The 11,905-nt window shown below is 64.3% G+C and carries 11 protein-coding genes; 8 read left to right on the plus strand and 3 right to left on the minus strand.

The genetic code is table 11. The features are described 5' to 3' along the window. The first annotated feature begins 8 nt into the window (after window positions 1–8). From NG1_RS01415 to NG1_RS35100, 5 genes are read left to right on the plus strand one after another with little or no spacing between them, the layout of a single operon-like run. Window positions 9–950, plus strand: coding sequence for a radical SAM protein (locus tag NG1_RS01415; protein ID WP_217275389.1), 942 nt, complete (start codon window positions 9–11; stop codon window positions 948–950). A gap of 17 nt (window positions 951–967) precedes the next feature. Beyond that, window positions 968–1,849 (plus strand): creatininase family protein, encoded by an 882-nt coding sequence (locus NG1_RS01420; protein ID WP_168434149.1) that lies wholly within the window; start codon window positions 968–970, stop codon window positions 1,847–1,849. A 20-nt stretch (window positions 1,850–1,869) separates the two neighbouring features. Beyond that, entirely contained in the window at window positions 1,870–3,435 is a 1,566-nt protein-coding gene (locus NG1_RS01425) for an asparagine synthase-related protein (protein ID WP_062967130.1), read from the plus strand. Window positions 3,436–3,460: 25 nt separating this feature from the next. Next, window positions 3,461–4,672, plus strand: coding sequence for an arylsulfotransferase family protein (locus tag NG1_RS01430; protein WP_084498613.1), 1,212 nt, complete (start codon window positions 3,461–3,463; stop codon window positions 4,670–4,672). Continuing rightward, complete coding sequence (locus NG1_RS35100) at window positions 4,669–4,926, plus strand: phosphopantetheine-binding protein (protein WP_168434150.1); 258 nt, start codon at window positions 4,669–4,671, stop codon at window positions 4,924–4,926. The genes NG1_RS01430 and NG1_RS35100 overlap by 4 nt, the downstream gene beginning before the upstream one ends. On the opposite strand, the gene NG1_RS01435 is transcribed toward NG1_RS35100, so the two are convergent. Then, the gene (locus tag NG1_RS01435; RefSeq protein ID WP_062967132.1) at window positions 4,866–6,173 is read right to left on the minus strand and encodes an alanine racemase; all 1,308 of its coding nucleotides are present in this window, start codon (window positions 6,171–6,173) and stop codon (window positions 4,866–4,868) included. The two genes, NG1_RS35100 and NG1_RS01435, sit on opposite strands and share 61 nt — an antisense overlap. Continuing rightward, a complete protein-coding gene (locus NG1_RS01440; protein WP_062967134.1) occupies window positions 6,170–7,735 on the minus strand; it encodes a class I adenylate-forming enzyme family protein in 1,566 nt (521 codons plus the stop codon). Before NG1_RS01440 ends, NG1_RS01435 begins: the two co-directional genes overlap by 4 nt. 372 nt (window positions 7,736–8,107) lie before the next feature. On the opposite strand from NG1_RS01440, the gene NG1_RS01445 reads away from it, so the two are divergent. Genes NG1_RS01445 through NG1_RS01455 form a run of 3 tightly spaced genes read left to right on the plus strand, consistent with a single transcriptional unit; the run spans window position 8,108 to window position 10,915 of the window. Next, complete coding sequence (locus tag NG1_RS01445) at window positions 8,108–9,277, plus strand: radical SAM/SPASM domain-containing protein (protein WP_210750450.1); 1,170 nt, start codon at window positions 8,108–8,110, stop codon at window positions 9,275–9,277. 28 nt (window positions 9,278–9,305) lie between these two features. Next, entirely contained in the window at window positions 9,306–10,226 is a 921-nt protein-coding gene (locus tag NG1_RS01450; protein WP_062967238.1) for a glycosyltransferase family 2 protein, read from the plus strand. Further along, window positions 10,223–10,915: a histidine phosphatase family protein gene (locus NG1_RS01455; RefSeq protein ID WP_062967138.1), complete on the plus strand. Its 693-nt coding sequence runs from the start codon at window positions 10,223–10,225 to the stop codon at window positions 10,913–10,915. The genes NG1_RS01450 and NG1_RS01455 overlap by 4 nt, the downstream gene beginning before the upstream one ends. Here the strand turns inward: NG1_RS01455 and NG1_RS01460 are convergent. Then, on the minus strand, window positions 10,850–11,905 hold the full coding sequence (locus NG1_RS01460) for a hypothetical protein (RefSeq protein ID WP_210750451.1): 1,056 nt from the start codon (window positions 11,903–11,905) through the stop codon (window positions 10,850–10,852). The genes NG1_RS01455 and NG1_RS01460 overlap by 66 nt on opposite strands.

Below are 11,905 nucleotides of genomic sequence, written 5' to 3' on the forward strand. Positions count from 1 at the left end.
GTACACCGTTGCGGATCTGGTACGTCTCCGCGCAGCGATTGTGCAATTTTCGCTGTCCATATTGTGTTTCCGTCGGCGATTACAGCAAGAGCAACAAGTTCGATTGGGCCGAGGACACCGACATCGCAGAATTCGACGCCATCGTCCGGTGGATAGGTTCTCGGCCGGCGCCCGTCGAGGTTCGCCTGGCCACCCTGGGTGAGCCATTCGCATCGCGCGATTTTCTCACCGGTGCGTCCTGGCTTACGCAGCAGGAGCAGGTGCGATTCGTCGAACTACTGACCAATGGTGCGCTGTTGAAACGTCGTCTCCCCGCCTTGGCGGAGACAGCTGACATGAGCAAGGTGTCGTTGTGGATCACTCATCACCACACCGAGATCGCAGTCGACCGTTTCATCGAGAACGCGAAGTTCGCCCAGGACGAGTATGGTTGCTTCGTCGTCGTCAACGCGCTCCTGTTTCCGGGAAATCGGGACGCGGTAGCCGAGCTGCGGATAGCGGCCGAGCAAGCCGGATTGCGATTCAACCTCGATATCGGATACGACCCAGCGCAGCACGAAGCATTCGGACCGCCTTCGGAGTCGGTGCCGATATTGCAGGAGCCAGGAGGCGCCGATTCGGCCGTTGCGACGGGCGTCGATCCGCATATGCTGCGGCTGAATCTGACAGCGTTGGACGAGCCACGCGGAAAAGCGTGCTCGGCCGGACACGATTACATCTACATCGGAATCGACGGTGAGGTGTATCCGTGCTCCCGTTACTACGTCTTGAAGAAGAACCGGCTGGGTAATGTCCTCGACCCGGATTTCGACCTTGCGCTACGGCCGTCGCAGTGGGCCCTGTGCGATGCGCTCGCGGGCTGCTGCAACAAGGAGGACTTTCTCAACCTCGCTCTGAGCCGCCACGTCGGCGAGCGCCGTGAGCCGAGCCTCGGCTGGACGAGTAGATGAAGGGAACCGAAGGAGCAATGCGAGCCGGAGAGATGACCTGGCCGGAGTATCAAGATAGCGTGTCGGACCGGTTGTGTGTGCTGCCGGTCGGTGGCACCGGCGCGCACGGCCCACATTTGCCGCTGGGTACGGACACCATCGTCGTAACCGAGCTGGCCGACCTGCTTTGCGGCCGAATGCCCTGTCTGGTGCTTCCCGCGATCCCGTATGGCTGCCGTACCAATCCGGTGCGCACCGGCGGTGAATTCCCTGGAAACGCGGACATCCGAGGGACCACACTGACGGCGCTGGTCACCGAAGTTGTCGCGGCGATGTATGAGCAGGGCGCGCGGCGTTTTCTCATCTTGAACGGGCACTATGCCAACGCTCCCTTCATCTTCGAAGCATGTGCCGATCTTGCTCCGGCGGCGCCGGAGGCGCAGCTGATGACGGTGAGCTGGTGGGACATGACGACCGAGCGGACGCGCGATGCCATCGCCCGAGAGTGCGGAGTGCCGCGGGCCGACGACAACCACGCAGCCATCGTGGAGACCAGCATCATGATGCATCTGGCGCCCCCATCGGTACGTACCGATCGGATCATCGATGACTCCGCCGAACAGGTCTTCCGCCACACCGTGCTTCCGCTGCCTTCGTCGGCGCGCACAAAGCAGGGCGTCGTGTTCCGTGCGAGCGGTGCGAACGCCGCCATCGGCGCGCGCGTGGTCGATGAGATCCTCGGAAACTTGGTGCGCGAGATCGCTGTCAACCTGCCCGCCACCACGGGTGACGTTCCGGGATCGGAAATCTTCGCGGGCGAGCCCGAGTACGCGGAGGCGGTGCTACCGGATCGATACGCGTTTCCGAGCGTGCTGGAGTTCGACGGCAGTGCTCGATCCACGGCGCCATCCGGTTCATGAGCCGTGTCTCGGAGTGAGCGATGCTGAAATTCGTCTTGAACGCAGGGGCAGCGCGTGGAATCCATTGGCGCTGGGATGGTTCCGCATGGCAGAACGGCGACAGCTGGATCTCTCCGGTGCGCCATTCCGCACTGACCCACCGGATGGTGCTGCACGAACAGACGGTGCTGGTCATCTCGCGCGAACGGCGGCGGGGTGATCCGGAGGTCGGACCCCGCGCACCGGAGCGGGTCTCCGCGGGGGCTTTGGCGGATCTGGTCGCGGAGACAGCGCAGTGGCCGCTCGATGCCACACTGTTGCGATTGAACGCGGGTACGGTCACCCTCCAGGCAGGCGTGTGGGCGGTCGCGCCGATCTATCTGACCAGCGGACCGGATCGGTTGGCCGGCTCGTGGCAACCCACCGACCTGCGGGCGTACGCAGACACTTCATCCTTGTCGGACAACGAGGTAGCCCGTCTGCTTACCCGGCGGCACCGATACGGGCAGGAGACGGTCTGGCGCGCGGTGAAACGCCTCACCGAACGTTCGGTCGCCACTTGGCGGGACGGCACGCTACAACTGGCCTATCCCAGTCCGGCCGAGCACACCTCACCCAGACCGCTGCGTCGCTCCGCGGACGTCCTGGGTGCTTTCGAGTCGGCCCTGGACGCCGCAGTGCACAGGCGCGAATTCGCGCCGCACCAGTGTGGCGTCGAGTTGTCCGGGGGGTTGGACAGCACAAACGTGGCTGCGACACTGGCGGGTCGCGGCGCACGTATGACCACCGCCGCCGTACTGATGGACGGATCGTGTGGGCAGGCGCAGCGGAGCAGGCGCCGGCAGCTGACCGAGGAATTCCGCTGCGGCGCCGACATCACCGTCGAGGCCACCGAACATCTTCCGTTCCATCCGGACGGGACGCGCGGACGGCAGCTCCCGGTGAGTCCGTACGCCGAACCCTGGATCGAGGCGAAGCAACCGATGCTGGCGGGCATGGCGGCACGCGGGGTGCGGTGGTCCTTCGGCGGCACCGGCGGGGACGAGTTGATGAACGTGCGCAGCGCCGAAAAGTCCGAATCACGCCACGCTCGCCCCGTCCCGCCTTGGCTGGGCAAACGGAGCATCGCAGCCGCCGCGCACAGCGAGGACGGGATAGCGCCCCCGAGTGTCCTGCGCGAAAGCACGTTGCTGGCGTTCGGCAGCCGAACGCCTCAGTTCCTCGAGCACGGCCTGTGGCCGGTCTCGCCCCTCGCGGACCCGCAGTTGTCCCGATTCTGCGAGTGGCTTCCGCTGCCGTGGCGTGCCGACAAGACCTTGTCGCGGTTGCGCCTCAGCCGGCTCGGGTTGCCGCTGTCGGTGTACTGCGGTCTGCGGGACGATCCGCGGGAGACGCTGGACATCGCATTCCGGCGGCATGTCCTGCCGTTCTTGGAAGACATGTGCGCCGAGGGCGGCGTCCTCGTGGACTCGGGCTACGTAGACGCCGACGGGCTGCGCGACACCACGCGGGCGGTGCGTCGCATGGGCGACAAGTTCGCGCTGGACCGAACTCTGTTCACCATCGCGGCGGTGGAGGCCGGACTGCGAACATGCGCGAGCGCGTAATTCGATGAATGAGGGGGAGATTTCGATGGACTTCGCAACTACTACGTCTGGGTCACATTTCGTGTTCTCACCGGCATCTTCGTATCCGGACCCGGCGGCGTTCCTGGTCGATCGAGAAGGCAACGTCCTGCACAGGTGGGCCAGTCGGGTGGAACAACCGGACGAAGACACCGACCCGCCGAGCTTCCTGCGAGGCTGGAATCACGTCGAGGTGATGGACGACGGCGGATTGCTCGCCCTGGTTCCTCTGCACGCTGTGCTGCGGCTCGACAGAAGTTCACAGGTTCTGTGGTGCGCGCCGGTCGCCGCGCACCATGACATGTACGTCGGTACGGACGGCGCGGTGCATGTTCTGACCGAGCATCGGCGCGCGGTGCGGGTCGACGGCAGTCCGTGGGCGGTACTCGACAACGCGATCACCCTGCTGGCCCCGGATGGGACGGTCCTTCGTTCATGGTCGTTGTACGGAATCCTCAGTACCGACCCGGTCATCGCGGGCATGATCGACTCGGCGCAGCGACACAAGCGCGCGGCCTTCCTCCGTTCCGGTCGGGCGGTCGGCGATGCCGCGCGTTCCGCCGCCGACCTCGAGCGAATACGGAATCTGCTGGGTGACGACGATCGGACGTCGCTTTCTCGTGACGATCTCGCCCTCCTGCGTCGGCTCCCGGACTCGCCGTGCGATGTCCTGCATGCCAATTCCATCGAAATGCTCGAAAGCGCTCCGCACGGATTGTGGGAGCGCGGACATTGGCTGGTCTCAGTGCGGGAACTCGATCTGATCGCGGTGCTCGATCTGCATGCGGAGCGAGTGGTGTGGTGGTGGGGTCCCGGTGAGTTGTCCGGCCAGCATCAGCCGTCGGCGCTGCCGTCCGGCAACATCCTGGTCTTCGACAACGGCGTGCGCGCGGGCAGATCGCGCGCAGTCGAGGTGAACCCGGTCACCGGACGGATCGAATGGCAGTACGTGGCGACTCCACCGAGTTCGTTCTTCACAGCTGTGGCCGGCGGCTGTGAACAGCTATCCGGCGGAAATGTCCTGCTTACCGACGCACAGGCGGGCCGGGCATTCGAGATCACCCGGTCGGGGGAGCTGGTGTGGGAATGGACAGTGCCGCAGGAGTACTGCCCTCCGCGCAAGAGCCGCGCGACGATTTACCGATTCTCCGCAGTGGCGGCCGCTGTGCCACAGCGCACCGCAGCGGGTATGGCAACGATACGGGAGGCCCTGGGATGACAGTGTGGAGCGAGGAGTACGAGGACCTCCTGCGTAGGCATATCACCTCCTTGGGCGCGGAGGAGCCGTTACCTGCCGAGGCCCCCTTCACCGACCTCGGCATCGATTCGCCGAGCATCATCAGTCTGCTTGTCGAAGCGGAGCAGCTCTTCGAGGTCACCATTCCCGATGATGAGCTGACCGGAGAGACGTTTCACTGCGCGCTGTCGTTCTGGGGGGCTATCGAACGTGCCCGTCGATCCGATGGCAGGTAGTCTCCGGCTACTTCGGACGATCGGATCAGCTCCGTTCTGGTGAGCGACTCCAGCTCGCCGCCGTCGACTACTGCCTCCAAGGGCAATGCGCGACTGAGAAAACCGACGAGGCTCGCAGAGAGTCCGTATGCACCGACATTCGGCACCCGCAACAGGTCGCCGATTCGAGGCACCGGCATGCGAACGTTCCGCGACAGGGTGTCCATCGGTGTGCAGAGCGGTCCGACGAAGGTGATGGACTCTTCCCGATCGGCGCTGTCGTGGTCGGACAGAGAGAGCAGTTGCGCCTGCAGCGGGAGCAATCGCCCGAGCCCGGACAGCCCACCGAGGTGGTTGATACCCGCGTCGAGGACGGCATAGTGACGGCCCCCGACCTGTTTGACATCCAGCACTCGGCAAATCAGGCTCCCCGCAGCGCCGACCAGATAGCGACCCGACTCGAACGAAACCGTCGGCGTGCCCTGCCGCCAACCGGGGAGGTAGCCGTCGAGCAAGACGGTCAACTGCTCGCGCAGGCCGGAGTAGTCGATGAGATCTCCGGCGGTCGCGAAGGGCGCGGCGAAGCCGCCGCCGAGATCGATCTCGGTGAATGGCGTACCCGCCCGATCCTGGAGTTCGGCGGCGACGGCGAGACTTCGTTCGACGCTCCGCAGCAGCGTCGGCGAATCGGTCACCGATGAGGCCGGGAAGAAGTGCAGGCCGTCCAGGGAGACCGAGTTGTCGATCACGCCGCGCACTCCGCTCCGCAATTCCTCGAGGTCGATGCCGAACTGCGACGCGCCGTTCATGCGCAGCCCGCCGCCGTCAGCCGCGCCGGTGTTCACCCGCAGCAAGCAACGAACGGCGATGGCTTCCTTCCGCGCCTGCGCGGTCAGCATGCGCAGCTGTCCGTAGGACTCCACCGAGAACGTGCGCACGTTCGATCGCATCGCACGAGCCACCTCGGCCTCAGCTTTACCGGGCCCGGTGTACAAGATCTGCGTGGCATCCGCGCCGGCGGTCAGCGCGGTGTCGAGCTCGCCGAGTGAACTCACCTCCGCGGTGGCGCCGCACCGCAAGAGCTCCCCGACTACCGCGGGGTGCGGGTTCGCCTTCAACGAATAGTAGAGCTTGATGCCGGCGGGCAGGGCAGCACGCAGTGCGTCGTGAGCACGGCGGATCTCATCGAGACGGTAGAGATACAGGGGCGTTCCGTAGGCAGCGGCGAGATCGCGAGCGATGTCGTCGGCAGGCTCGAGCGCGGTCATCGCACCTCCAGCCGTGCGGTGCGGTCCCGCAACGCCGCTCGGTCGAGTTTGCCGTTGGCCGTGGTAGGCATGCTATCGAGTACCTCGCATCGGTCGGGGACCTTGGCCGGAATCAGTTGCTCGCGCAGCCCCGCCAACACCGATGAGGCAGTGACCGCACCGGAGACCCACAAGGCGGCCGATTCGTGTTGCCGGGGTGGAATCAACACCGCCGACCGCACTCCGTCCACATTCAACGCGGCGCGCTCGATCTCGGCCGCGCTCGCTCGAACCCCCCGCGCCTTGTATATGTCGTCGACGCGGCCTTGCACGAGGAGTTCACCGTCGGCGTCGAGGCTGCCGTAGTCGCCGGTGAACAGGACACCGCGGCCGGTGGAGCGGCAGCGAGCGAAGTTCGCGGCTGTCGATTCGGCGGCGCGCCAATAGCCGTCGGCCACATGCGGACCAACGGTCACGATCTGACCTGTGATCCCGGACGGCAACACATCGCCCTGGTCGTCCACCACGACGACCTGGGTGCCGGGAATCGGGTGGCCTACCGTGTCGACTGGTAGATCGTCTCTGCTCGGCATGCGAATCGATACTCGCGCGCATTCGGTCAGGCCGTACATCAGCGCGATGCGAGCAGCGGGGAACGCGCCGGCCAACGCTCGTTGTACAGCCGGGAGCAGGGGCTCGCCCGTATTGGTGATCAGTCGCGGGGTCGGTAGTTCCGGGTGCCGGGCGGACAACGCGACGATCATCTCCGCCAAAGTCGGTACGACCGGCAGAATGGTCGCTCCGACGTCTCGAACTCGTCGCAGCAACCCGACATTGTTCGCCGGCTCGGCCAGCACGAGCTCCGCCCCGGCCCGGGCGCACAGCAGGATTTGATAGAAGCCGTAGTCGAAGCTCAACGGAATTGCGCAAATCGCGACGTCACGGTGCGAGTATCCGAGTCGCGAGGCCACCGACGCCAGCACGAAAGCGACTTGTCGATAGGAGCACACGACTCCTTTCGGAGTGCCCGAGCTTCCCGATGTGTAGAACAAGAGTGCGGGCGCGGAATCTCGGACGCTGATCGACGGTGCCGCGTGGCTACCGGGAGCCGAGAACCATTGCGCTACAGCGCTCCATGGCACCACCGCGGCAGGGTGTGGATTCGAAGTGTCGGGAGGTGCGACGTCGAATCCGACGATCAGCAGCGGGTCTGCGTCTTGAATGATCTGTCGTAACTGGCTGTCTCGCAACTGAGGGTGCAATGGCACGAGTGTCGCGCCGATACGCAGGACGGCGTATGCGAGTGCCGCGAACTCGATCCGATGATCTGCTCGGATGACGACTCGAGTGTCGGGCCGCACCCCTTGTTGCCACAACCAGTGACCGAAACGCTCGATCAGTTCGGCGAGTTCGCGATAACTGACACTTCGATGGTCATCGGTGACCGCCGTCGCGGATGGCGCTCGGGCCGCTGCGAGAGGAATCAGATCAGTGACCGAAGACAAGCCCGAGGGAACCGCCGGAGACCGGGCGAGTCCCCAAGCGGCGGTATCGATCCCGTCGAGCGACGCAGGTTGGATCATGTGATCCGCGGCTCATTCACCCGTCTGCCGGAGAACGGCAGACGGGATACACGTCGAAACGACCATATCGGCTCCTAGGCTTGCTTGCCTCCGAATGATCGTGAAGCGGCATCTGTGTGTCAAGAACACGAAACATTGTGTGCCGAAGACGTTTCCGGGTACCTTACGAATCGGGCTCCCGCAGACTCGTGTGGCCCGCATGTTGGGGGAGGAAGTGTTTCCGATCCAGCGTTCGCCGACTATCGACTCCTACCGGAGTTCCGGTGCGAGTCGCTGTCCTTTTCTAGGAGTGCGATAATGCTTCCTGCGCGGCTTCAGACATCACCGTATCTGACGTGCATCCGACCAGGCGACGATTCGCCGGTCATCTACATGACCGACACCTTGGGCCCGGAATTCCCACAGATCCCAGAGCCTGGTGAAGCCGCGTTCGGCGTGATCGGATTGGACCGTGTGGTCACTTGGCATGCCGATCCGGCGGGCTTGACCGCTTTGCAGGCCGCAGCGGCGGAGCCCGCCGCGACGCGTAATCTCGCGGAGCGCTTCGGCCTCGACCTGATTCGCGACCTGGAATCACGTGGCTGGCTTCAAGATCCCGATCTCCTCTGCCGGGATTACACGCTGAGAACCGGTCAGATCGAAGTGACGGCGCACTGTAACTGGGGTTGCAGCTATTGCCCGGTATCGGTGGACCCGAAGCCGAAGTCCACCATGCCGATGGATCTGTTCACCGAGATCATCGAGAAGCTGCAGCCGCACCGCGATATTCGGTATGTCACCTTTCACTTCTTCAACGAGCCGACACTGGACAAGCATTTCACCGAGCGCATCGAGGTATTATCTCGTTACGGCATGAAACTCTCGCTGTCCAGCAACGCGAGCGCGCTCACCGCGGCCAAAACTCGGCAGCTCATCGACAGTGGTGTCATGCATCATCTGGTCGTCAACCTTCCGAGTCTGCACGAGGCAGAGTTCGCTTCGCTGACCGCTGCGTCCACCTATCAGCAGTCGCTGCGCAATCTGGACGAGGCCATCTCGGCGGAGAAATTCCCGATCACCATTGCGGTCAACGGCGTAGGTGAATCCGTCTCCAGGCGCTTCGGTGAACTCGCCGCCCGGTACGAACCGCGCGGCGTGGAGGTCGTAGCCACGCAGACATGCGATCGCGCGGGCGCGTTGGACAACGAATACCATCAGGACATCAAGGTCGACGGGAGACTCCGCGGTTGCAGCTGGCCGTTGAACCACGCCTATTTCTCCGTCGCGGGAGACATGTTCATCTGCTGCAACGACTACTATCAGCGAGAAACCTTCGGAAATATCAGGGACGGCTCCGTCCACGAAATAATGACGAGTGCGGAAGCGGTGCGCCTGCGCCGCCGAGTCTTCGGTGTGGAAGATGCACCGGACGATTACATCTGCCGTACCTGTCACGATCAGAAACCAGATTTCGTGCATCGTCAGTTCCGGCCGTTGGCCAGTTTTCCGCTCGAGGTGGTAGGCGCTGATCCGTGCCGCGCCGGGAATGGGTGTGGGCGTTGAAGGGAGGCGGCGACCTGTGGGCCACCAGATGATCAGCGTGGTGATTCCGACCCTGAATCGGCCGGAATTCCTGCGCCAGGCGCTGCAAAGCGTTCGTCAGCAGACATATCGCGACGTGGAGGTCATCGTCGTCAACGATGGCGGCGTCAGCGTGGCGGATGTCGTCGCGCAGTGGGAGCACGATCTCGCGGTCGAGCTGGTGGAACTGCCGCACCGGTCCGGATGCTCACGGGCACGCAATGCCGGGATCGAACGTGCATCGGGCGAGTACATCGCCTTTCTGGACGACGACGACATCTTTCTCCCACACCACCTCGAATATGCGATGGCGATGCTCCGATCAGGCGCGCAATTCTCCTATTCGGGTGCGGTGGTCAGCAACCAGAGGTGTATCGAAGTGTCTCCGGATGGGGCACGAATGCACCAGAAGTCGTACTCCTTCGATCCGAGATTCCTGCTGATCGCGAACTACATACACACCGGCGCCGTAGTGGTCGAGAACTTCAAAGACACCAAGGTGCGCTTCGACGAAGGTCTGAGCCTGTGCGAGGACTGGGACATATGGCTCAGGTTGACCCGCGAACTCGCCCTCAGGGTGTCCTTCGGTGCTGACATCACCACGATCTACCACCAGATAGACGGCGAAGGCGGCATGGTCGTCGATGGCCAGGCCACCGTGCCCAGCCCGTTCTCCGTGGTTCGGCAGAGCCTCTATTCGCGCTGGCAGGTCGGCGACGATCCACTGGTCGTCCGGTACCGCGACTGGTTCACCGCGTTCGAAAGCTACCGGAACGAGATGATCGCGCGCGCGGCGCCGATGCCGCGACAGCTGTTCGACGCCGTTCTGCGGTACTCGTACTGGCGTTTCGCCGAAGGCCACGAGCCGGATCATTCGGATATACCGCACCTTTTCACGCTGCCGAATCATTCGATCGGTCAGCTTGCATGACGAATGGATCCAAGAACGAACTCGTCATCGTGCGGCACGGTCAAGCCCACAGCAATGTGGCGGGCGTACTGGCAGGCCCGGGCTGTCAAGGGCTGACCGCGGACGGACGCGCCGCCGCACGAGCGGTGGCCGATCGCATCCACTCGGAAGGACCGATGCGGACCTTGGTGTGCAGTACCACCCGCCGAGCGATGGAGACCGCCGAAATAGTCAGCGCCCGGACGCAGGTCCCCGTCATCGGAATGCGGGCGCTTCGGGTGGCGGACCCAGGATCCACCGAGGGGACGCCTTGGGCTCGATGGCGCACCATGGACGCGGCGGATCGAGCACGGCGCGGCGCGGAGAGTTGGTCAGCTTATCTGGAACGGGCGTCGACCTGCCTAGCTGAACTGATGGCGGGCAGCCCCGGACGAGTCGTAGTGGTCGGACACACCGAGACGGTGTTCGCGGCGTTCGCTTTGCTCCTCGGCACCGCCGATCTCGGCAGGCTCGGTATCGGCGTCGACTACACGGCCGTCACTGAATTCCGGGTGGTCGGCGGCAAGTGGCAGCTGTTTCGATACAACGATGTGAACCACATCCCGGCCGGAATCGCGAGATATCCGGGCGCGCGGTCGTCCGCATCATCGATCGATGATCTCGCAGTTGGCGGACATGATGTCCTCGGCCGTGCGGAACAGGCCCGGTAGCGCGCGCGTTACCGCGTCGGCTCGTGCAGCGAGGTCGGAGTAGGACGATATGCCGATCTGCGAAAGCGCTGCGCGCAACCGCTGGGTGCATGCCCGCCGATCCCCTTCCGATCCGTCCACCTCCAAGATCTGCTGGCACCGGGCATAGGTGGCGATCATCCAGAACACCGCTTCCCGATGTTCCCCGGCGGTGAGCAGGCGTCTGGCCGCGTCGATGGCGATCGGTCGACCGTGCGCGGTGATGTCGGCGCTGAAGGGGAACGGGCTGCGCGCCGCATCGACCGCCCTGTCGAAAACTTCGGCGAGATCGGTCACCATCTGTTCCGCCTGGTCCGCGCCGAACTCTGGAGGGCATAGATGCGCCAGCAGTCCTTCATATCTGTCCGGCATGCCGTAGTCCCCGAGCATCTGCCGAACTGCCTGGTAGCGTAGCCGCACCGTCGGATTGCGCAGGGCGGCGACAAGCAGTACATGCGCCATGACCCCGGTGCCGAACAACCAGCACGTGACCTGGTCGTGCAGTGGCGCGGACGGGGAGAGCCGCGCGAGGAACTGTTCGCTGTGCCGGACGGCACCGCCGCAGCGCGCCCGGACCCAGCGGATGTCCGTGAAAGATTCGGCGACGGTGCGTTGGAGCGACCGTAACTCGCCGGAGGGATCGGCGATCACCGAGTCGACGTGGAACGCGGGCGCCAAATGGTACGAACTCAGTACGGCCGCGGGATCGGCCAGCCGCTCCCATGACCGATAGCTGACTTCCAGCAGCACACTGCGGTGAAGAATTTTTCCCGGCTTGGGACCGTGCCCGGGCGAGGACGTCACCACGACCACATCGATGTCGGATCCAGGCCGCAACGGACTGTCGCCGGGGACCCCGACCGTCGAGCCGGCGTAGTGAGCGCTGTGAAACCATGGCGTGCCTGCGGCGTGCCGCGACACCCAATCTTCCGCCGCTGCTCGAGCTTCGCTGATCAGCACAGGCTGTTCCAT

Source organism: Nocardia gamkensis NBRC 108242 (assembly GCF_001612985.1).
Taxonomy (GTDB): Bacteria; Actinomycetota; Actinomycetes; order Mycobacteriales; family Mycobacteriaceae; genus Nocardia; species Nocardia gamkensis.

Excerpts from the sequence above, each read along its gene's own strand:
- NG1_RS01435 (WP_062967132.1), bottom strand. The coding sequence starts at position 6,173 with ATGACCGCGCTCGAGCCTGCCGACGACATCGCTCGCGATCTCGCCGCT.
- NG1_RS01455 (WP_062967138.1), top strand. The coding sequence starts at position 10,223 with ATGACGAATGGATCCAAGAACGAACTCGTCATCGTGCGGCACGGTCAA.
- NG1_RS01430 (WP_084498613.1), top strand. The coding sequence starts at position 3,461 with ATGGACTTCGCAACTACTACGTCTGGGTCACATTTCGTGTTCTCACCG.
- NG1_RS01440 (WP_062967134.1), bottom strand. The coding sequence starts at position 7,735 with ATGATCCAACCTGCGTCGCTCGACGGGATCGATACCGCCGCTTGGGGA.
- NG1_RS01445 (WP_210750450.1), top strand. The coding sequence starts at position 8,108 with ATGACCGACACCTTGGGCCCGGAATTCCCACAGATCCCAGAGCCTGGT.
- NG1_RS01450 (WP_062967238.1), top strand. The coding sequence starts at position 9,306 with ATGATCAGCGTGGTGATTCCGACCCTGAATCGGCCGGAATTCCTGCGC.
- NG1_RS01420 (WP_168434149.1), top strand. The coding sequence starts at position 968 with ATGCGAGCCGGAGAGATGACCTGGCCGGAGTATCAAGATAGCGTGTCG.
- NG1_RS01425 (WP_062967130.1), top strand. The coding sequence starts at position 1,870 with ATGCTGAAATTCGTCTTGAACGCAGGGGCAGCGCGTGGAATCCATTGG.
- NG1_RS35100 (WP_168434150.1), top strand. The coding sequence starts at position 4,669 with ATGACAGTGTGGAGCGAGGAGTACGAGGACCTCCTGCGTAGGCATATC.
- NG1_RS01460 (WP_210750451.1), bottom strand. The coding sequence starts at position 11,905 with ATGGAACAGCCTGTGCTGATCAGCGAAGCTCGAGCAGCGGCGGAAGAT.